Annotated in this window: 22 protein-coding genes; 15 read left to right on the top strand and 7 right to left on the bottom strand. The window is 63.7% G+C overall.

Annotated features, from left to right (window positions below; genetic code table 11):
- Nucleotides 1–2: 2 nt before the first annotated feature.
- Both ABDB84_RS01220 and ABDB84_RS01215 read right to left on the bottom strand, forming a co-directional pair.
- Nucleotides 3–470: a PACE efflux transporter gene (locus tag ABDB84_RS01220; protein WP_345917843.1), complete on the bottom strand. Its 468-nt coding sequence runs from the start codon at nt 468–470 to the stop codon at nt 3–5.
- 6 nt (nt 471–476) lie between these two features.
- Nucleotides 477–977 (bottom strand): hypothetical protein, encoded by a 501-nt coding sequence (locus ABDB84_RS01215; RefSeq protein WP_345917842.1) that lies wholly within the window; start codon nt 975–977, stop codon nt 477–479.
- A gap of 101 nt (nt 978–1078) precedes the next feature.
- Here ABDB84_RS01215 and ABDB84_RS01210 point away from each other — a divergent pair, with 101 nt between their 5' ends.
- Both ABDB84_RS01210 and cowN read left to right on the top strand, forming a co-directional pair.
- Nucleotides 1079–1795 (top strand): Crp/Fnr family transcriptional regulator, encoded by a 717-nt coding sequence (locus ABDB84_RS01210; protein ID WP_345917841.1) that lies wholly within the window; start codon nt 1079–1081, stop codon nt 1793–1795.
- 51 nt (nt 1796–1846) lie between these two features.
- Nucleotides 1847–2143 (top strand): N(2)-fixation sustaining protein CowN, encoded by a 297-nt coding sequence (cowN, locus tag ABDB84_RS01205; RefSeq protein ID WP_345917840.1) that lies wholly within the window; start codon nt 1847–1849, stop codon nt 2141–2143.
- A gap of 8 nt (nt 2144–2151) precedes the next feature.
- Here the strand turns inward: cowN and ABDB84_RS01200 are convergent, their stop codons facing one another.
- Nucleotides 2152–3027: a LysR substrate-binding domain-containing protein gene (locus ABDB84_RS01200; protein WP_345917839.1), complete on the bottom strand. Its 876-nt coding sequence runs from the start codon at nt 3025–3027 to the stop codon at nt 2152–2154.
- 106 nt (nt 3028–3133) lie between these two features.
- Here ABDB84_RS01200 and ABDB84_RS01195 point away from each other — a divergent pair, with 106 nt between their 5' ends.
- The 6 genes from ABDB84_RS01195 (at nt 3134) to ABDB84_RS01170 (ending at nt 9589) form a co-directional block, all read left to right on the top strand.
- A complete protein-coding gene (locus ABDB84_RS01195) occupies nt 3134–3454 on the top strand; it encodes a carboxymuconolactone decarboxylase family protein (protein WP_345917838.1) in 321 nt (106 codons plus the stop codon).
- Nucleotides 3455–3539: 85 nt separating this feature from the next.
- Nucleotides 3540–4106, top strand: a complete 567-nt coding sequence (locus ABDB84_RS01190) for a DUF4865 family protein (RefSeq protein ID WP_345917837.1) — start codon at nt 3540–3542, stop codon at nt 4104–4106.
- 285 nt (nt 4107–4391) lie between these two features.
- Entirely contained in the window at nt 4392–6719 is a 2328-nt protein-coding gene (locus ABDB84_RS01185) for a Tex family protein (protein WP_345917836.1), read from the top strand.
- Between the two features lie 664 nt (nt 6720–7383).
- Nucleotides 7384–7773 (top strand): NirD/YgiW/YdeI family stress tolerance protein, encoded by a 390-nt coding sequence (locus tag ABDB84_RS01180; RefSeq protein ID WP_345917835.1) that lies wholly within the window; start codon nt 7384–7386, stop codon nt 7771–7773.
- A 44-nt stretch (nt 7774–7817) separates the two neighbouring features.
- Nucleotides 7818–8024 (top strand): hypothetical protein, encoded by a 207-nt coding sequence (locus ABDB84_RS01175; protein WP_345917834.1) that lies wholly within the window; start codon nt 7818–7820, stop codon nt 8022–8024.
- Nucleotides 8025–8152: 128 nt separating this feature from the next.
- Nucleotides 8153–9589 (top strand): MFS transporter, encoded by a 1437-nt coding sequence (locus tag ABDB84_RS01170; protein ID WP_345917833.1) that lies wholly within the window; start codon nt 8153–8155, stop codon nt 9587–9589.
- 152 nt (nt 9590–9741) lie between these two features.
- Here the strand turns inward: ABDB84_RS01170 and ABDB84_RS01165 are convergent, their stop codons facing one another.
- A complete protein-coding gene (locus tag ABDB84_RS01165) occupies nt 9742–10272 on the bottom strand; it encodes a hypothetical protein (RefSeq protein ID WP_345917832.1) in 531 nt (176 codons plus the stop codon).
- A 467-nt stretch (nt 10273–10739) separates the two neighbouring features.
- Here ABDB84_RS01165 and ABDB84_RS01160 point away from each other — a divergent pair, with 467 nt between their 5' ends.
- Nucleotides 10740–11693, top strand: a complete 954-nt coding sequence (locus ABDB84_RS01160; protein ID WP_345917831.1) for a diguanylate cyclase — start codon at nt 10740–10742, stop codon at nt 11691–11693.
- A 13-nt stretch (nt 11694–11706) separates the two neighbouring features.
- On the opposite strand, the gene ABDB84_RS01155 is transcribed toward ABDB84_RS01160, so the two are convergent.
- Nucleotides 11707–12729, bottom strand: a complete 1023-nt coding sequence (locus ABDB84_RS01155) for a LysR family transcriptional regulator (protein WP_345917830.1) — start codon at nt 12727–12729, stop codon at nt 11707–11709.
- A gap of 31 nt (nt 12730–12760) precedes the next feature.
- Between ABDB84_RS01155 and ABDB84_RS01150 the strand changes: the two genes are divergently transcribed.
- Together ABDB84_RS01150 and ABDB84_RS01145 are read left to right on the top strand one after the other, a co-directional pair.
- Nucleotides 12761–13147: a VOC family protein gene (locus ABDB84_RS01150; protein WP_345917829.1), complete on the top strand. Its 387-nt coding sequence runs from the start codon at nt 12761–12763 to the stop codon at nt 13145–13147.
- A 14-nt stretch (nt 13148–13161) separates the two neighbouring features.
- A complete protein-coding gene (locus ABDB84_RS01145; protein ID WP_345917828.1) occupies nt 13162–13908 on the top strand; it encodes a sulfite exporter TauE/SafE family protein in 747 nt (248 codons plus the stop codon).
- A 5-nt stretch (nt 13909–13913) separates the two neighbouring features.
- On the opposite strand, the gene ABDB84_RS01140 is transcribed toward ABDB84_RS01145, so the two are convergent.
- The gene (locus ABDB84_RS01140) at nt 13914–14252 is read right to left on the bottom strand and encodes an Mpo1-like protein (protein WP_345917827.1); all 339 of its coding nucleotides are present in this window, start codon (nt 14250–14252) and stop codon (nt 13914–13916) included.
- A gap of 90 nt (nt 14253–14342) precedes the next feature.
- Between ABDB84_RS01140 and ABDB84_RS01135 the strand changes: the two genes are divergently transcribed.
- From ABDB84_RS01135 to ABDB84_RS01125, 3 genes are all read left to right on the top strand, one after another.
- Nucleotides 14343–14984, top strand: a complete 642-nt coding sequence (locus ABDB84_RS01135; RefSeq protein ID WP_345917826.1) for a TetR/AcrR family transcriptional regulator — start codon at nt 14343–14345, stop codon at nt 14982–14984.
- A gap of 116 nt (nt 14985–15100) precedes the next feature.
- A complete protein-coding gene (locus tag ABDB84_RS01130) occupies nt 15101–15661 on the top strand; it encodes a lipid-binding SYLF domain-containing protein (protein ID WP_345917825.1) in 561 nt (186 codons plus the stop codon).
- A gap of 96 nt (nt 15662–15757) precedes the next feature.
- Entirely contained in the window at nt 15758–16213 is a 456-nt protein-coding gene (locus tag ABDB84_RS01125; RefSeq protein ID WP_345917824.1) for a GNAT family N-acetyltransferase, read from the top strand.
- A gap of 6 nt (nt 16214–16219) precedes the next feature.
- Here ABDB84_RS01125 and ABDB84_RS01120 read toward each other — a convergent pair whose 3' ends face one another.
- The gene (locus tag ABDB84_RS01120; protein WP_345917823.1) at nt 16220–16630 is read right to left on the bottom strand and encodes a winged helix-turn-helix transcriptional regulator; all 411 of its coding nucleotides are present in this window, start codon (nt 16628–16630) and stop codon (nt 16220–16222) included.
- Nucleotides 16631–16750: 120 nt separating this feature from the next.
- On the opposite strand from ABDB84_RS01120, the gene ABDB84_RS01115 reads away from it, so the two are divergent.
- The gene (locus ABDB84_RS01115; protein WP_345917822.1) at nt 16751–17605 is read left to right on the top strand and encodes an SDR family oxidoreductase; all 855 of its coding nucleotides are present in this window, start codon (nt 16751–16753) and stop codon (nt 17603–17605) included.
- Nucleotides 17606–17866: the final 261 nt, after the last annotated feature.

The following is a 17866-nucleotide window of genomic DNA, read 5'->3' as shown; positions in this document are numbered from 1 at the left end:
GGTCAGCCGCGCGCGCCTTCACGTGTGGCGTGTGCCGATTGCGGCAGGCCGAAGAGCTGATCGAAGAGCCAGGTGAAGGCGATGGTGTAGAAGAAAAAGAAGATCATGATGCCGATGTCGGCGATGAAGGCGGTGAGCAGGCTCACGTCCAGCCAGTAGGCCATCAGCGGAATCAGGAACAGCATCAGCCCCAGCTCGAAGGCGGCGCCATGCACCAGGCGGCGCAACAGCGTGCGGCCCTTGATCGCCTGACGCGCTTCCCAGTGCTCGTAGGCGGTGTTGAAGCTGTAGTTCCAGGCCAGGGCGATGCCGGACATCAGCGCCGACAGCGTCATCGCCGAGAACAGCGGATGATTGAACAACCAGGCTACGGCGGGGGTGACGAGGATCACGGCAAGGCTCTCGTAGAGCATGGCCTGGACGATACGGCGTTTGCGCGGCGACAGCGCCGCAAGTTTGGCGATGGGCATAGGGCCTTACTCGCCGGGGCGGCGGAATTCGTCTTCGATCCAGGCCGTGGCGCTGCGCAGGTTGAACTTGAACTCCGGCCCGACGCGCACCTGGGCGAGCTGCTTGCCGTCGGCGTCAAAGGCGCTGAGCAGGGCGTAGGGGTCGTCATCGTCGGGCACGATGTCCAGCGCCACGTCGATATTGCCGCTCTCTGTGGCGACCATCAGGCGTTTGTGCAGCATGGCGTATTCGTGCTGCTCGGCGCGGCGGATCACTTCCGAGGCCGTCTTCACCAGGGTGCTGAAGGCGAAGGCATCGAGTGGCTTGGGGTTTTTCTTGTCGCGGCCCATGGTCCACGGGCCAACCAGGGCGGGCTCGGCTTCACCCTCGCGGTACATGGCAACGGCCCAGCCGTCGTCGTCTTCGTTCTTGATTACTTGCGCCGTCCAGCCCTTGTCGCGCCACAGGCGGGCCTCGGTGACAAGCTCTGCCGCGCCTTCGGCGTCCATCTTGGTGTTTTCAGTCATGGCGGCGATTGTACGTGCGCGGCAGCAAAGCGGGGTGCTCGCCGCGACGGCACACAACTTGCGGCAAAGTGGTTTCACGCTTGGATTGTTGCAATCACGACATGAGCTCAGCTCCCAAGGTCTGCGGCGGACCACCCGCTGCGTTTCCCGACGCACTGCTGCAACGCTTCAGCCGCCAGCTGCTGCCGCGCGGCTATCTGATCAGCACGCCACAAGCACGGCAGGACAGCATCCTGTTGCTGCGCCAAGGGCGCGTCCGCGTCTACGTCGCCAATGACGACAAGGAGCTGACCCTCGCCTACCTCGCGGCGGGCGAACTGTTCAGCACGCACACGCGCGCCTACTTGCGGACCGAGAGCGCCTGCGAGCTGCTCTCTATGTCGACGCGCGAATTCGCGCGCAGCATGGCCATGGAGCCGGGCATGCTGGGCCTGGTGATGCCAGTGCTGGGGCGGATTCTCGACAACAGCATCGCCATCATCGAAGACCTCGCTTTTCGCGACGTGGCCGGCCGCCTGGCGCGCCTGCTGTTGCTCAGCGCACGCCAGCACGGCCAGCGTAACGAGGCGGGCGCGGCGCTGATTCCGCTGGAGCTGTCGGCCAGCGAAATCGCCCAGCTGCTGGGCACTACGCGGCAGACTGTCTCCAGCCTGATCAACCGCATGAAGCGCGAGGGCATCCTCGCACCGCAGGGCCGCAAACATCTGGCCCTGCTGCGTCCCGAGGTGCTGCAGCGCTGGCAGGAGGGCGACAGCGAGCCCGGGCCAGCGGCAAAAGTTTGTCCCGCGTCACAAAGTGTCGTGCAGCCGACAGTCTGATCGCGCCGCGCTCGCTAGCATGCGACATCCCTTTGAACTCAAGGATGTCTCATGTCTTGCTCCTGCCAGAACACCAAGACCGATCGCTACGTCAGCTTCATCGGTCTCGATTGCGACGCCAAGGCGCGCGAAGTGATGAGCCACCTGCGCCGCTACATCGACGACCCGCACTACACCAACGCCTTCTGGGAATACTTCAAGAAGAAGGCTGCCGGCGGCAGCGGCCCTGCGCCCGACGACTTGTTCCTGATCCACAGCAATCTCAACCAGATCCGTGAGCTGTTCGAGGAGCATGCCGACGAGACTGCGCTGAGCCTGCTCGACCGCATCGAGCAGGAGTGCTGCTGAGCTGGCGCTTAAGCGCGGCCCGGCAGTTCGCGCAGATGCTCGGCGATGATCTCGCCCAGCGCGCGAACGGCCGGTGTCGGCACCGCCTCGGCGCGATGCATCAGCAGCGCGATGCTGGGCAGCGCGGGCATATCCTGCAGTACGCGCAGATGCGCGGGCAGGCCGGCGCGTGTGCGCACGGTGATGCCCAGGCCCGCGCTGACAGCGGCCCACAAGGCGTTCAGGCTGCCGCCGCTGAAGGCCACGCGCCAGACCTGACCGGCCTGGTCCAAGGCCTGGGTCGCGGCGCTGCGCATCAGGCAGGGCGACTCGAACAACACCAGGGGCAGCGGCTGAGTATTGGCTAGCGCTGCAGTGGCATGTTCAGCCGGGCCGATCCAGCACATCGGCAGCACGCCCAGTTGCTCGCAATAGGCGCTTGCAGCGCCGGCATCCCAGCTCAGTGCAATGTCGATCTGGTTGCTGCGGATCAGCTCCAGCAGCTGCGCATTGCGCGTCACACGCGCCTCGATCTGCACCTGTGGGTGGGCGCGGGTGAAGCTGCCCAGAATGCTCGGCAGCAAATGCTCGGCAAAGTCCTCTTGCAAGCCGATGCGCACCACGCCGGCCAGATCGGCACCGCGCACGGCGGCGGCCGCTTCGTCGTTGAGCGCCAGCAAGCGCCGCGCATAGCCGAGCAGGATCTCGCCGGTAGGCGTCAACGCCATGCCGCGTCCCGCTTTACGTAATACCGGCACACCGACTTGCTCCTCAAGCTTCTTGAGTTGGGCGCTAATGGCCGAGGTCGAGCGTCCGACACGCTCAGCCGCCTGGGCGAAGCTGCCAAGCTCGACGCCGGTCACAAAGCTGCGCAGCACATCGAGATCGAAACTGATTTTGTGCATGGCGATCGTCCTGTTTTATTGAACAGTAAATCAAAAACTATCCAATTTTCTAAACAATCCTCGCGCGCTACAGTGAAGTCGTCAACACCTCACACAGGAGCCGCAGATGACCACCCCCGCACAGCCCGGCAGCGCCGCTGCAATCTTTGGCGCAGTCGCCCCCAAATTTGCAAGCTTGACTGACGAGGTCCTGTTTGCCGACGTCTGGCAGCGCAGCGAGCTTGCGCCGCGCGAACGCAGTCTGATCACGGTTGCGGCCCTGGTTGCGCTGTATCGCCTGGAACAGCTGCCTTTTCATCTGCAACGCGCCTTGGACAACGGCATCACGCGTGCCGAACTGGCCGAACTGATCACCCATCTGGCGTTTTATTCCGGTTGGCCAACGGCCGCCTCGGCACTGACCGCGCTTGAATCTTTGCCGGCCTGATCAACAAGGAAAGACACGACCAAGCGCGCCGAAGATCAGTCTTGCGGTAATGCTCTTGCACCAATCATTTAGGGAGTCACGGATCATGCTTGCCATGCAATACAGCTTCACCTTACCTGCGGACTATGACATGAGGGTCATCGAGCGCCGCATCGCCGACAAGGGCCACTTGATGGATGGCTTTCCGCTGCTCGGGTTCAAGGCATTCCTCTATGCGCGTCGCGACGCTGAGGACTACCGCTCAGCTGAAAACCTCTACGCGCCGTTCTATCTGTGGCAGGACAATGAAGGCCTCAACAGCTTTCTGAGCAGCGCGGGTTTTGCTGCGCTGGTGCGCGATTTCGGCTGGCCGGCCGTGCGTGTCTGGTCCGTGCTCAATGAGTACCAGGGCCCTGCGCAGCGCGCGGCCAAGTGGGCGACGCGTGAACTCGTGAGTCTGCCTGCCTATGTCGATCTGGCTGAGCTGGCGCGCACGGAATCCGCGCGCAGCGCCTCGGACATTGGCCACTGTGGCGCTCTGGCGGCGGTCACGGCCTACGAGCCAACGAGCTGGAGTCTGGTGCGCCTGCGTCTGTGGGCAGAATGCCCGCCTGCCGATGTAGAAGGTCCGCTGCAGTACTACGCGCTGGGCCACCTTGCAACGGCAGGCTAGCGATACGTGCGGGCGGCGCACTTGCCCCAGCGCCTCAGCGTGGGCATTGTCCCCAGTGCAGCTCAGTTACAAAGTGTTCAGTTTCAGGGCGGCGGATTTTCACCGCAAAGAGTGCCAAGCAAGACAGCAGGGCCGCAAAGAAAACCACAACAATCGTTTTCCTTTGCGGCCCTTTGCTTTTCCTTGGCGTCCTTTGCGGTGAAAGCCAGCGCATCAAACAGGCACATTGCCTAAGTAAACTGCATTAGGGCATAGTCCCGGCCTCTGTCGCTCTTCTGATTGCTCATGCTCCCGTCCATTCAAGATCGCATTGCCGCCGACATCGGCGCGCAGCCCCGCCAGGTCATTGCCGCCATCGAACTGCTCGATGGCGGCGCCAGCGTGCCCTTCATCTCGCGCTACCGCAAGGAAGTCACCGGCGGGCTGGACGACACCCAGCTGCGCAATCTTGAAGAACGCCTGGGCTACCTGCGCGAGCTCGAAGAGCGGCGCAGTGCGGTGCTCGCCAGCATTGCCGAGCAGGGCAAGCTGACACCCGCGCTGCAAGCCGAGATCGACAACGCCGACACCAAGCAGCGCCTCGAAGACCTTTACCTGCCCTACAAGCAGAAGCGCCGCACCAAGGCGCAGATCGCGCGCGAGGCGGGCATTGCGCCGCTGGCCGAAGCGCTGCTCGCGACGCCGACCTTGCCACCCGAAGCAGAAGCCGAAAAGTACCTCAACGTCGAAGCCGGCTTTGCCGACGCGAAAGCTGTGCTCGATGGCGCCCGGCAGATTCTGCTGGAGCAGTTTGCCGAGAACGCCACACTGATCGGCGAGCTGCGCGAATACCTCGATGCGCATGGCATCGTCGTGTCGAACGTCGCGAAAGACAAGGAAGCGGATGCCGAAGCTGCCCGCTTCCGCGACTATTTCGATTACCGCGAGAAGCTGGCCGACATTCCCTCGCACCGCGCATTGGCGCTGTTCCGTGGTCGCAATGAAGAGGTGCTGCGCGTGCGCCTGGCGCTCGACAGCGACCCCGAAGACGGTTCGCGCGCGCTCGAGCCGAATCCCTGCGAGCGCCGCATCATGCATGCTGCGGGCATTCGCGATCAGGGCCGTGCGGCTGACAAGTGGCTGGTCGATACCGCGCGTCTGGCCTGGCACGCCAAGCTGGGCCTGTCGCTGGAGCTGGATCTGATGGGCAAGCTGCGCGAACGCGCCGAGCTTGAAGCGACGCGCGTCTTCGCCCGCAACCTCAAGGATCTGCTGCTCGCCGCGCCGGCCGGCGCACGCACGACCATGGGGCTCGACCCCGGCATCCGCACCGGCGTGAAGGTCGCCGTGGTCGATGCCACCGGCAAGCTGCTCGCCACCTCGACGATCTACCCGCACGAACCGCGCCGCGATTGGGACGGCGCGCTGCACACGCTCGCCACCCTGATCCGCCAGCACGGCGTGCAGCTGATCGCCATCGGCAACGGCACCGCGAGCCGCGAGACCGACAAGCTTGCGGCGGAGGCGATTGCACTCAGCGCTGCGCCGGGCGTCAGCAAAATCGTCGTCTCCGAAGCCGGTGCCTCGGTCTACTCCGCATCCGAACTCGCCGCCAAGGAATTCCCCGATCTCGATGTCAGCCTGCGCGGCGCCGTGTCCATTGCGCGCCGCCTGCAAGACCCGCTCGCCGAGCTGGTCAAGATCGAACCCAAGGCCATCGGCGTCGGCCAGTACCAGCACGACCTCAACCAGACCAAGCTGGCGCGCTCGCTCGACGCGGTGGTTGAAGACTGCGTCAATGCCGTTGGCGTCGATGTGAACACGGCATCCGCCGCCTTGCTCGCACGCATCTCCGGCCTCAATGCCACGCTGGCGCAGAACATCGTCGCCCACCGCGACGAGAACGGCGCCTTTGCCAGCCGCGCCGCACTGAAGAAAGTGCCGCGTCTGGGCGAGAAAACTTTCGAGCAATGCGCGGGCTTCCTGCGCATTACCGGCGGCAGCAACCCGCTCGACGCCTCATCGGTTCACCCCGAGGCGTATCCGGTCGTCGAGCGCATGCTTGCCGACGTGCAGAAAAAAGCACGCGACTTGATTGGCGATACGGCGACGCTCAAGCAGCTCGATCCGCGCAAATACACTGACGAGCGCTTCGGCCTGCCGACCGTGCAGGACATCCTGCGCGAACTCGAAAAACCCGGCCGCGACCCGCGCCCCGAATTCAAGACCGCCGTGTTCCGCGAAGGCGTCGAAGAACTCAAGGACCTCACGCCCGGCATGCTGCTCGAAGGCGTGGTCACTAATGTCACCAACTTCGGCGCCTTCGTCGACATCGGCGTGCATCAGGACGGTCTGGTGCATGTCTCCGCGATGTCGACGCGCTTCATCAAGGACCCCGCCGAAGTCGTCAAAGCCGGCGACATCGTCAAGGTCAAGGTGGTCGAAGTCGATATCCCGCGCAAGCGCATCGCGCTGACCATGCGCCTTGCCGATGAAGTCGCGAAGGGAGCAAAGCCCGATGGCGCAGCGCGCCGCAATGAGCGCCCGCAGGGCCGACCCGCGCAAGCGCCACGCCAGGCGCCCGTTGCCAACAGCGCGTTTGCGGCGGCGTTTGCGAAGGCCAAGAAGAACTGAGCACGCCGGGGCTTTGCCCGCTTGAGCAGGCAGGGGTTTTGCCGTGCCCTCTCCTTGATGAGCGGGTGGCGCGCAGCGCCGGGCGAGGTGGGGGCGTCGCACCCGCTCATGGAGCGCTTGTGGGGCGCGAGCCATTTCCCCTCTCCCGCCCCTGACGGGGCACCCTACCCCGAGGGGGAGGGGACTGCGGGCGCTGGCGCTGTGCGCTGTCAAGCCGAGGCTTGTGCCGCTTGAGCAGGCAGGGGCTTTGCCGTGCCCTCTCCTTGAGGAGAGGGTGGCGCGCAGCGCCGGGCGAGGTGGGGGCGTCGCACCCGGTCATGGATAGTTCTGGGGCGCGAGCTATTTCCCCTCTCCTGCCCCTGGCGGGGCACCCTACCCCGAGGGGGAGGGAACTGTGGCGCGGGCGTAGTGGGCCGCCAATGATCCAGTTGTTTTGACTGCTGCGAAGCGGGTGGGCTCACCGAGCTCACCCTGCCATGCTTCGCCACCTGGGCGTGAGCCGGCGGCCAGCTGCCGGGCGATTAACCGCGGGCTTGTGTGTGTGTTGCTGCGGCGCTCACGGCGCCGGCGCTGCTATTCAGCTGGCGTTCAGGATCGCTTCTTTAGACTGCAATCACGCTGTACCGAAACGGTCGGCACTTCACTCTAAAGACAGGAGCGCATCATGAAGATCCAACACATCATCGCCGCAGGTCTCATCGCCAGCAGCCTCTTTGCCGCCAGCGCAAGCATGGCGCAATTCGTCGGTCCCGACGCGAGCCGCAGCACCGTCAAGCAGTTGCAGGGCAGCTTGCTGATGGATAGCTTCGTCACACTCAAAGGGCATATTACGCGCCGCCTCGATCATGATCTGTACGAGTTCAACGATGGTACTGGCACGATCTATCTGGACGTGGATGACGATCACGACCATAAGCATAAGCGCGGCTTCCTCTACGCAGGCTTCAATGCGCCCATCGATCAGAACACACCGGTCGAGATCTACGGCAAGTATGTGCCGAAGGTGCTGGGCTTCAGCAAGATCAAGCTGATCGATATGCGTGTCGTCAAGTGAGCCGGCAGCTGCCGGCGTGAATAGCTGCGAAAACGAGGCCCGTCATGTTCGACATTCTGTGTTTTGCAAGTTTTTACCTGCAGACGCCAGCGCTGATCGGGGCCTTGTTCCCGTCCTCGTTGCGGCTGCAGGAGGCGGGGGACCACCTCGCTGGCCGGGTGCGGATGGTGCGCTCGGCGCTCGGCCGACGGTTTGGTCTGGCGACCATGCCGGCGTCTGCCGGGCGTGCTTTCGCCGGGCTTTGCCGCTGAGCCTGGGCGGCGCGAGCGCGCCCTGGTGGGGCGGGTGTTGGTGCAAACTATTGTGTATGGCAGCAGCGCTGCATTTTTCCTCTGCGTACGCCTTGCAGATCCGCCCCCTCACATTGCCCCACTGATTCATGAGTATTCTCAATCCGCTGACCCGACGTACCGCACTGATTGTCGCTGCTGCTGCCTTCATGCAGATGCTTGACGGCGCCATCCTCAATACCTCGCTGCCGCAGATGGCCAGCAGTCTGGGGGTGCAGCCTGTGCAGATGAGCGTGGGGATCACGACCTACATGCTGGTGGTAGCTATCTTCATGCCGCTTTCAGCCTGGCTCACCGAGCGGTTTGGCGCACGTCGCGTCTTTGTCGGCGCGATCCTGTTGTTTACCTTCGGTTCGCTGATCTGCGGGCTGTCGCGCAGCCTGCCTGAGTTCATCGCCTCGCGCATTCTGCAAGGCCTGGGAGGGGCGATGATGGTGCCGGTCGGGCGCATCATCGTGCTGCATCAGGCCAGCAAGCAAGAGCTGCTCGAAGCCAATACCTTCATCACCTGGCCCGCGCTGGTGGCGCCGGTCATCGGCCCGGTGCTCGGTGGTTTCATCACCACCTACGCGGGCTGGCGCTGGAATTTCCTGCTCAATCTGCCGCTCGGTCTGGCCGGCAGCCTGCTCGCCTGGCGTTATCTGCCGCTGACGCGCAGCACCCAGCGTGACAATCTGGACTGGCCCGGCTTCATCTACACCGCCAGCGCGCTGGCGCTGGTACTGACCGGGCTGGAGTCGCTCGGTCATGGACAGATCACGCGGCCTGTGCCCTGGCTGCTGATCGGCATCGGCGTGATCCTCGCTTACTTTGCCTTGCGCCATCTGGCGCGTACCGCGACGCCCTTACTCAGTCTCAAACCCTTTGAGCGGCTGAGTTTCGCGTTGTCGACCCTGTCGGCGGGGACCTGGGTGCGCATCGCCGTCAGTTCGACGCCGTTCTTGCTGCCCTTGCTCTACCAGCTGGGTTTCGGGCTCAGCGCGCTGGAGGCGAGCAGCTTTCTGTTCGCGTACTTCATCGGCAATCTAGGCATGAAGGCCATCACCACACGTACGTTGCGGCGTCTCGGTTTCCGTCGGGTGCTGTTTGTCGATAGCCTGCTGTGCGGCCTGAGCATCGCTGCCTGCGCTCTTTTCGAGGCCGATACTTCACGCTGGCTGATGTTTGCCAGCCTGTTCTGCGCCGGCCTCACCCGCTCGATGGCCTTCACTTCACTGGCCAGCCTGGCTTTTGCCGACATCAGCCAGGCCGAGCGTAATTCGGCCAGCACCCTGGCCAGCATGTTCCAGCAGCTGGCGATGCTGCTGGGCGTAGCCGTCGCCGCGCTGCTCCTGCATCTTTCGCAAGCCTTGCATGGCCATAGCGCCCCCTTGCTGGTCGATTTCCGCTGGGCCTTCGGGCTGATGGGCGTGCTCGCCGTGATCGCAGCTTTCCAGTTCCTGCGTTTGCCGCTCGATGCCGGCAATGAGATCTCAGGCTATAAGCCGAAGAGCGCTGCGGCCGATTCCCAGGCCGGCCAGCGCTGAGCAGTGTCTTGACCATCAAAAAGAAGCCCGCCGAAGCGGGCTTCTTGCCGTGCGAGTATGGCTGCGTTAGCGCAGCGTCACGTCGAGGCAAAGTCAGGTCGTTGGGCGGCGTGAGCACTCCGCCGGACCGCGTCATTACACGACACCACTCATCAAAGAACAGAAATAGTTAATTCAACTTCGACCTTATCTACTACATCGTATTTCCCCGGCTCCGAAGGTAAGAGTGTCACGCTTAAAATAGCTTTTCTCGGGAAAGAGGATTCGAGCACCACATGCCCATACACACCAGAAGCCAATATTGAAGTTCCCATTAGCGGGTTCACGCCTCGTGGGCTTACTTGGCCTCCCATCTGCTTGATCATCTCCTCTGCTTGGTCGAACGTCATTCCTCTGTTGAAGTAAGGCTCCATTTCGTTGGTAACGAAATTTCGACCTTGCCCGTTTACTCCCAATGAGCCTCGTCTGCTCTCATAGAGGTCTTTTGCTTTACTTAGCGCCGCTTGGGCGTTTCTTTGCGTAGCGTCTAACGTTTTCGATAACGATGTGACGTCAGTCGTTGACGCTGCTCCGGATGCTGCGGAGTAGGCACCTAACGAGGCCAGGACTATGGCTGATAAGGACGCGATTACTTTTTTCAAATTTGCCACCTCATTAGGCGAGTCGATTATTTCTTCTGTCATGGGTTTGATGGGCGTTGAAAAGTATCAAATACGCCCTCTAAATAGAAGTGATTCTTGATTGTATTTGGAGGGCGATCTAAAAATCGCTATAGATCAAGAATTTTCCCGGTAATCCCTTCTCTACTCACGGGGCGCACGGCTAGAGTCCCGCGTTCGCCCACAAAGCCAGAATCTCTCCGTGATTGAGCGTTTGAGCGATTCCGGGGAGCGGGCGGCGTGAACCTGGCCGGCTGTTTTGAGGCCAAGGATGAATCTGTACTCAACCAAGCGCCTGTTGGCTCCTTTGTCAGGGTTAGGCTGCGGCGTTGAGCACTTGGCCGCGCGTTTTACGTTGAGTTTTGCGCGAGATCATGCATAAAGGCTGCTTTTCCGGCTGCGCGCATTGCGCTTAGCATATCGCCATGCCTATGCTGGATGATTGGAGTCGCGGGCGCCGGGGGCGTTTGCGGACTCGGGGAGGGCGCGGGGTGTTCAGAACGCTGGTCGATGCCTTGGATGCGAACATCGTCGTGCTCGATGAGCGGGGAGTCATCATTTTCGCCAATGCGAGCTGGATCGAGTTTGGCGAAGAAAACGGTTCCCCGAATCTGGACTGGATCGGCGTTGATTATCTGCAGGCGGTCGATCAGGCGGCGGAATCTGGCGACAGCATGGCGGCCGAGGCGGCGGAAGGGATTCGCCGCGTGCTCAGTGGCGAGGACGAGAGCTTCGAGCAGATCTACCCTTGTCACAGTCAGAACGAGTACCGCTTTTATTCCCTCAAGGTGCGCGCCTTCGTCGAGGATGGGCGCCACTTGCTGGCGGTTTGCCATACCCGGCAGATGAATATGGACAGCCTGACCGGCCTGCCCAACCGCCAGCTGTTCAGCCATGGTTTGCGCAACGAGCTGTCGCGCGCGCGGCGCGGGCACGGGCCGGTGAGCCTGATGCTGATCGATGCCGATTACTTCAAGCAGGCCAATGACACCTACGGGCATGTGTTCGGTGATGAATGCCTGCGCGCCATTGCGGCGGCAATCAGTCGCCATGCGCGGCGGCCATCTGACCTCGCGGCGCGCTACGGGGGCGATGAGTTCGTGCTGCTGCTGGGCATGACGCCGGTTGAGGATGCACTGCACATTGCCGAGTCGATCCGCGAAGAGCTGGAGTGCATGGCGATCTGCGCGGATGGCGAGCACTGCATCACCCTGAGCATTGGTCTGGCGCAGATCCACCCCAGCTGTGGCGATCTGCGCGAGGACGAGTTGCTGATCGCGGCGGCTGACGCGGCGTTGTACGAAGCCAAGCGCAAGGGCCGCAACCGCGTGGTCTGCCTCAGCGATGGCGAGCTGGCGGCCTTGCCGGCGCAGCGCGCGTGCAGCGTGCGCGCAGCGGGCATGAGCACGACGCACGCGGCGCCGCGCCCGCAGCCTGCGCGCTGAAGTGCGCGCCGGCTCAGGCTGCCGGGCGGGTGAGGTGTTCGAACAGGCGGGCGACCTCGGGTTGCAGCTGGCCGCCTTCGCGCAGGCCGATCAGCAGGTGGCGCTCGGCCCAGTCTTCGGCAATCGCACGGGTGTGATAGCGATGCCCGCCCTGGCTCAGGCTGCCGGCGGGCAGCACGCTGAGGCCCAGCCCGGCTTCGACCATGCGGCCAACCGCTTCGAAACTGGTGACCTGGATGCGCAGGCGCAGCACGCTGCCGGCGGCTTCGGCCGCGTCTTCGAGCTGGCGCAGCAGGGCGCTGCCGGCGTTGAGGCCGACGAAATCGTAGTCGAGCAGCTCGGCAAAGCGCAGTGCGCCCGTATCGCGTGCGAGCGGGTGATCGCGCGGAATCAGGGCCACCAGTTGGTCGCTGCGCCAGGCCTGGGTGTGCAGGCCGCTGTGGTCGATGTTGGCGGCGAAGATGCCGATGTCGGCTTCGCCGCTGCGCAGGGCGGTGGCGATCTGGCCGCTCAGTTCTTCCTTGAGCTGGATGCGGATCAGCGGGCTGTCGGCCTGGAAGCGGGCCAGGCTGTCGGGCAGGAACTGGATCACCGCAGCGGGGTTGGCCCACACCTGCACGCAGCCTTTGGCGCCCTTGGCGTATTCGCTCATGTCGCTGGCCAGGCGGCGCACCTGGATGTCCAGCGCACGGGCGTGGCGTTCGAGGTCGGCGCCCGCCGGGGTGAGGCTGATGCCGCGCCGCTTGCGCATCACCAGCGGCATGCCGATGAGTTTTTCGAGGTCGCTGAGGCGCTTGCTCAAGGCCGACAGGGTGAGGCTGGATTCCTCGGCGGCCTTGGTCAGGCTGCCCAGTCGCGCGATGCGCAGGAACAGGCGCAGGGATTGCAGGTCGAGGTGGGCGGGGTTGATCATGGCGTGTGCGGGGCGGGCCGGGATGCCTATTCTTGCACAGGCGGCGGCCTCAGCCTTGCCTGCCGGGAAAGGCTGCTTGAACGAATTGATCACAGCATGGGCGGCGGCTGTTCTAAGCTGCACAGCACGTCTTCCTTGTCAGGCACTTGTCATCATGATCGATCATCTGGACCACCTCGTTCTCACCACCACCAATCTCGACGCGACGATCCGCTTCTACACCGACTTGCTGGGCATGCGCCTGGAGCAGTTCGGCAATGGCCGCTATGCGCTGAAGTTCGGCGAGCAGAAGATCAACCTGCATGTGCGGGGCAGCGAATTTGAACCGAAGGCGCATCTGCCTGTACCCGGCGCGCTGGACCTGTGTTTCATTGCCTCCATCCCGCTGGACGCGGTCATCGCACACATCGAGCAGGCCGGCTGGCCCATCGTCGAAGGGCCGGTGCTGCGGACCGGCGCCGTGCACAAGATCCGCTCGATCTATCTGCGCGACCCGGATCTGAACCTGATCGAGATCTCCGAACCCGTGCTTGAAGGCTGAGCTGCAGGCCAGCCATGCAGTTCCTGATTCTTCTTGCAGCCGGCCTGGCGCTGGGGGCGGCGGGCGGCTTGCTGGGCATTGGCGGCGGCATCATCGCCATCCCGCTGCTGAGTCTGTACTTCGGCATGGACCAGCATCTGGCGCAAGGCACGGCCTTGTTGCTGATCGTGCCGAATGTGGTGCTCGCCTGCTTCAAGTACCACCGTCGCCAGCCGCTGGACCTGCGTGCGGTGGCAGCGATGTGCACGCTGGCTGCGGTGTTCGCCTTTGTCTCGGCGCGCCTGACCATTGCGCTGCCGGCGCAGTGGCTGCAGTGGGCTTTTGCCAGCTTTCTGGTGGTGGTGGCGCTGTACTACCTGTACGCCGGCGCCAGCCTCTCGCGCACGCCGCAGCGCTCGCCCTTGCTGGCGTCGCAGCACTTGCCCTGGCTGGGCGTGCTCAGCGGTGTGATGTCGGGCGTGTTTTCAGTGGGCGGCGGTCTGGTCGTCACGCCCGCGCTGGTCAGCATCTTCGGTTTTTCGCAGACGCGTGCGCAGGGCTTTGCGCTGGCCATGGTGGTGCCCGGTGCGCTCGCGGCCTTTGCCTCGGCCACGCTGGCTGGTCATGTGAGCTGGCAGATCGGCATTCCGCTGGCCATCGGTGGCCTCAGCAGTGTTTCCTGGGGCGTGGCGCTGGCCTATCGTCTGCCGGCGGCGATGTTGCGCGGCGCGTTCAGCCTGGCGCTGCTGTTGTCGGCGGCCTTGATGTTCGCTTGGGGCTGATGCGCTCAGCGTCCGCCGCGTAGCAGACGCAGGGCGTAGCGCGGAAAGCTGATGAACTGCTCGGCGAAGATGCGGCTGAAGAAATCCCCCGCGCCATCAAAGGGAACCGGTGCATTGTGCTCGCGGCGGTGACCGATGCCCTGGGCCAGGAAGGCCAGCAGCATCAGCCCCAGGCCGCCGGCGATGCCCCAGGGCTGCAGCACCAGCAGGGACAACAGGCCGCTCAGGGCGCCGAGCCAGAACAGCGGCACGGTGAGCAGATGGATCACGATATTGACGCGGTCGCGGTGGTTGGCGGCGTAGCCAGCGTATTGCCAGCTGAGCAGATTGCGGCGGATCGGCATGTTGAGGCTCCGGGGTTATCTTGACAGTGTCTAATTTGAGTTGATTCTAGTATGCTTCTAGACAGTGTCAAGATCTAATCGAAGGCCATCATGAACACAGCGGCAGATCCGGCAGCAGAGGGCAGCGCAGCGAGCCGCCCCTCGTCCTATCACCACGGCGCTTTGCCACAGGCCTTGCTGAGCGCCGTGGGCGAAGTGCTGGCGGAAGGCGGCGCCGATGCTTTCAGCTTGCGCGCGGTGGCGCGCCGGGCGGGCGTTTCGCATGCGGCGCCGGCGCATCACTTCGGCGATGCGCGCGGCTTGCTCACCGCTTATGCGGCGCAGTCCTTTGCTGCGCTGACGCAGGCCCTGCAAGCGGCGGCGGCCGTGCAGACCGAGCCCGTCGCACGACTCAAGGCGCTCGGCGCCGCCTATGTCGGCTTTGCGCTGGCGCATCCGGCGCGCTACCAGCTGATGTTCCGCAGCGCCCGCATCGATGCGCAGGAGCCTGCGTTGCGCGAGGCCTCGCAGGCGGCCTTCGCGCAGCTCGCGCAGGCGGTCGCGGCGCTGAGCGGCCGCGCACAGGCGCTCGATGCGCGCGACCCGCAGGTGCTGCTGGCCTGGTCGGCGGTGCATGGATTTGCCATGCTGGTGCTCGAACGCCAGCTCGATTCGCTGCGCGGCGAAGCCTGGGCGACCCAGCTTGGCGCCATGCTCGACGCCCTCGCGCCGGCCTGGGCGGCGGCGCGCTGAGCGTCGTCTCAGGCGCGGGCTCTGTGCGTGTGCGCACAGACTGGCCTGCGGCGTAGCACTAAAACAGGGGGAGTTGCCCGCACCGTGTGGGCACGCGATCTGAACAGGACTCCATCATGAACATGCTACGTCGCAGTTTTCACCATGCCTTGCTTGCGGCCGCCACGGCGGCGCTAATGTTGTGCGTCGCGCCGGCGCAGGCTGCCAGCGCCGAAGATCTGGACAAGGATGCGCAGCAGAGCCTGCAAGCGCTGTACAAGAGCAACCCGCTGGCCGAGACCTTGTCGAAGAAGGCCAAGGCGATCCTGGTGTTCCCCAAGATCATCAAGGCCGGGCTGATTTTCGGCGGCGGTTATGGTGAGGGCGTCCTGCTCAGCAGCGGCCGCATCAGCGATTACTACAACTCGGTCACCGCCTCCTGGGGCTGGCAGGCCGGCGCGCAGTCGTATTCCTACGTGGTCTTCCTGATGAGCGACAAGGCGGTCAAATACCTCAAGGCCTCGAAGGGCTGGGAGTTTGGTGTTGGCCCGACGGTGGTGGTAGTCAATGAAGGCGTGGCGAAGAATCTGTCGACCACCACGCTCAAGGACGACGCCTATGCCTTCGTCTCTGACCAGCAAGGCCTGATGGCCAGCCTCAGCATCGAAGGCACCAAGATCAGCCACATCAAGCGCTGATCGCAGCGGGCGGACGCACCGCGTACGCGAGCACTGCGTGTAGCATGGCGCACTGATTCTCGCGTACCCGATTGCATGTCCTACCTGACCCGCCCCATGCAGCCCGCTGACCTGGCTGCCATCTACGCCGTGCAATGTGCGGCCTATGCCAGTGACTACCATGAACCGCAGGCCGCGCTGGCCTCGCATCTTGCAGCAGGAGACGGCTGCTGCTTTGTCGCGACGCGTGGCGCGGAGCTGCTCGCTTATGTGTTCGCTCACCCTTGGGCGGGCGAGCCGCCGCAGCTGCACCAGGCGCTGCCGGCTGCGGATGCTGCTGACCAGCTCTTCGTGCACGATCTGGCGGTGCACCCGGCGGCGCGGCGGCAGGGGATTGCCGACGCGCTGTGGCAGGCGGTGCTGGCGCGCGCGCAGGCGACGGGCTTGGGCGAGCTACGCCTGGTGGCGGTGCAGGGCGCGGCGACTTTCTGGCTGCGTGCGGGCTTTGTCCGCCTGGCGCAGGCCGCTCCAGCCTGTTATGGCGATGCGCTGCTGATGCGCCGCGCGCTTTAGGCGCCTTCAGCTTTCTGCCTTGTAGCGCTCCCGCGCGGCGGCGATGGCGGGCAGATGCAGCTCGACCCAGTCGGTCAGGCGCTCGACCATCTGTCCGACTTCACGGCCCATCGGCGTCAGCGCGTATTCCACATGCGGTGGCACGACCGGGTAGGCGGTGCGCTCGACAAAACCATCGGCCTCCAGGCTTTGCAGGGTCTGCGCCAGCATCTTCTCGCTGATGCCATTGACCTTGCGGCGCAACGCGCTGAAGCGATGCGTGCCGTCGAGCAGGCCGATCAGTACCAGCACACCCCAGCGGCTGGTGAGGTGGTTGAGTACCTCACGTGAAGGGCACTTGTCGGAAAACACATTGCCACGCCGCATGGCTTCGGCGATCAGATGGGGGGGCGTGGTGGCGGGATTCGCTTCGTTCATGGCTGGAGTCTCGGGTTCGTTAAGCATGTTGGCATGTTAATACTAACTTATAGGTATGTACTTACCAAAGGTAAGTTTGTTGTTTATCCTTGCGCCTCCATTTCAGAAAGGCTTGTCATCATGATTCTCGTTACCGGCGCTTCCGGCCAGTTGGGCCGTCTTGTTATCGAATCCTTGCTGCACAAAGTGCCTGCTGCGCAGATCGTCGCAGCGGTGCGCAATCCGCAGAGCGTGGCCGACTTCGCCGCGCGTGGCGTGCAGGTGCGCCAGGCTGACTACGATCAGCCCGCCAGCTTGCACAGCGCCATGGCCGGCGTCAGCAAGGTCTTGCTGATCTCCAGCAGTGCGGTGGGCCAGCGCATCGCGCAGCACGCTGCGGTGATCGACGCGGCCAAGCAGGCCGGCGTCAAGCTGCTGGCCTACACCAGCATCCTGCGTGCAGACAGCTCGCCGCTGCCCTTGGCCGCCGAGCACAAGGCAACCGAAGAACTGATCAAGGAATCGGGGCTGCCTTACGTGTTCCTGCGCAATGGCTGGTACACCGAAAATTACCTTGCGGGTGTTGCGCCGGCGATCCAGTACAGCGCGCTGCTGGGCTGCGCAGGCGAGGGACGCATCGCCTCGGCGGCACGTGCTGATTACGCCGAGGCTGCTGCCGTGGTGCTGAGCAGCGAGGCTGCCGTGCAGCCGATTTACGAGCTGGCCGGAGATCAGGCCTATACCTTGACGGCGTTCGCCGCCGAGCTCGCACAGGTTTCGGGCAAGCCGGTGATCTATCGCGATCTGCCTGAAGCGGATTACAAGGCGGCCTTGCTCGGCGCCGGCTTGCCGGAAGGTTTTGCGGGACTGCTGGCCGCATCGGAGAGCGGTGCAGCCAAGGATGGCTTGTTTGACGATACGCATCAGCTGAGCTCCTTGATTGGCCGTCCGACACAGTCATGGCAAGCGCAGCTCAAAGCGGCTGTTGCGGGCTGATTCAGCACGCAAAGCATTCTGAATGGTGAATCTGCACGTACCCGCTGAAAGGCTGCTGCGCGCCCGTATCCTTGATCCCGCCCGGCATATGCCGGGCGGGAGGCTCATCGTCCTGCCAGCCTGAACACAAGTGGATTCACCTACTAAGCAATGTTAGAAGCGCGGAATTATAGGTAAAAACTAGACGATTTTGTCTAGATAATCCTATACTTCCCGCGTGTCGAAGCGGGCGTGAGGCCTATGGTGCATGATCGTGTCAAA

Source organism: Uliginosibacterium sediminicola (assembly GCF_039631295.1).
Lineage (GTDB): Bacteria > Pseudomonadota > Gammaproteobacteria > Burkholderiales > Rhodocyclaceae > Viridibacterium > Viridibacterium sediminicola.
The sequence above is the reverse complement of the archived record's forward strand: the minus strand, read 5'-3'. Positions and strand labels throughout refer to the sequence as shown.

Excerpts from the sequence above, each read along its gene's own strand:
- ABDB84_RS01220 (WP_345917843.1), bottom strand. The coding sequence starts at position 470 with ATGCCCATCGCCAAACTTGCGGCGCTGTCGCCGCGCAAACGCCGTATC.
- ABDB84_RS01215 (WP_345917842.1), bottom strand. The coding sequence starts at position 977 with ATGACTGAAAACACCAAGATGGACGCCGAAGGCGCGGCAGAGCTTGTC.
- ABDB84_RS01210 (WP_345917841.1), top strand. The coding sequence starts at position 1,079 with ATGAGCTCAGCTCCCAAGGTCTGCGGCGGACCACCCGCTGCGTTTCCC.
- cowN (WP_345917840.1), top strand. The coding sequence starts at position 1,847 with ATGTCTTGCTCCTGCCAGAACACCAAGACCGATCGCTACGTCAGCTTC.
- ABDB84_RS01200 (WP_345917839.1), bottom strand. The coding sequence starts at position 3,027 with ATGCACAAAATCAGTTTCGATCTCGATGTGCTGCGCAGCTTTGTGACC.
- ABDB84_RS01195 (WP_345917838.1), top strand. The coding sequence starts at position 3,134 with ATGACCACCCCCGCACAGCCCGGCAGCGCCGCTGCAATCTTTGGCGCA.
- ABDB84_RS01190 (WP_345917837.1), top strand. The coding sequence starts at position 3,540 with ATGCTTGCCATGCAATACAGCTTCACCTTACCTGCGGACTATGACATG.
- ABDB84_RS01185 (WP_345917836.1), top strand. The coding sequence starts at position 4,392 with ATGCTCCCGTCCATTCAAGATCGCATTGCCGCCGACATCGGCGCGCAG.
- ABDB84_RS01180 (WP_345917835.1), top strand. The coding sequence starts at position 7,384 with ATGAAGATCCAACACATCATCGCCGCAGGTCTCATCGCCAGCAGCCTC.
- ABDB84_RS01175 (WP_345917834.1), top strand. The coding sequence starts at position 7,818 with ATGTTCGACATTCTGTGTTTTGCAAGTTTTTACCTGCAGACGCCAGCG.
- ABDB84_RS01170 (WP_345917833.1), top strand. The coding sequence starts at position 8,153 with ATGAGTATTCTCAATCCGCTGACCCGACGTACCGCACTGATTGTCGCT.
- ABDB84_RS01165 (WP_345917832.1), bottom strand. The coding sequence starts at position 10,272 with ATGACAGAAGAAATAATCGACTCGCCTAATGAGGTGGCAAATTTGAAA.
- ABDB84_RS01150 (WP_345917829.1), top strand. The coding sequence starts at position 12,761 with ATGATCGATCATCTGGACCACCTCGTTCTCACCACCACCAATCTCGAC.
- ABDB84_RS01145 (WP_345917828.1), top strand. The coding sequence starts at position 13,162 with ATGCAGTTCCTGATTCTTCTTGCAGCCGGCCTGGCGCTGGGGGCGGCG.
- ABDB84_RS01140 (WP_345917827.1), bottom strand. The coding sequence starts at position 14,252 with ATGCCGATCCGCCGCAATCTGCTCAGCTGGCAATACGCTGGCTACGCC.
- ABDB84_RS01135 (WP_345917826.1), top strand. The coding sequence starts at position 14,343 with ATGAACACAGCGGCAGATCCGGCAGCAGAGGGCAGCGCAGCGAGCCGC.
- ABDB84_RS01130 (WP_345917825.1), top strand. The coding sequence starts at position 15,101 with ATGAACATGCTACGTCGCAGTTTTCACCATGCCTTGCTTGCGGCCGCC.
- ABDB84_RS01125 (WP_345917824.1), top strand. The coding sequence starts at position 15,758 with ATGCAGCCCGCTGACCTGGCTGCCATCTACGCCGTGCAATGTGCGGCC.
- ABDB84_RS01120 (WP_345917823.1), bottom strand. The coding sequence starts at position 16,630 with ATGAACGAAGCGAATCCCGCCACCACGCCCCCCCATCTGATCGCCGAA.
- ABDB84_RS01115 (WP_345917822.1), top strand. The coding sequence starts at position 16,751 with ATGATTCTCGTTACCGGCGCTTCCGGCCAGTTGGGCCGTCTTGTTATC.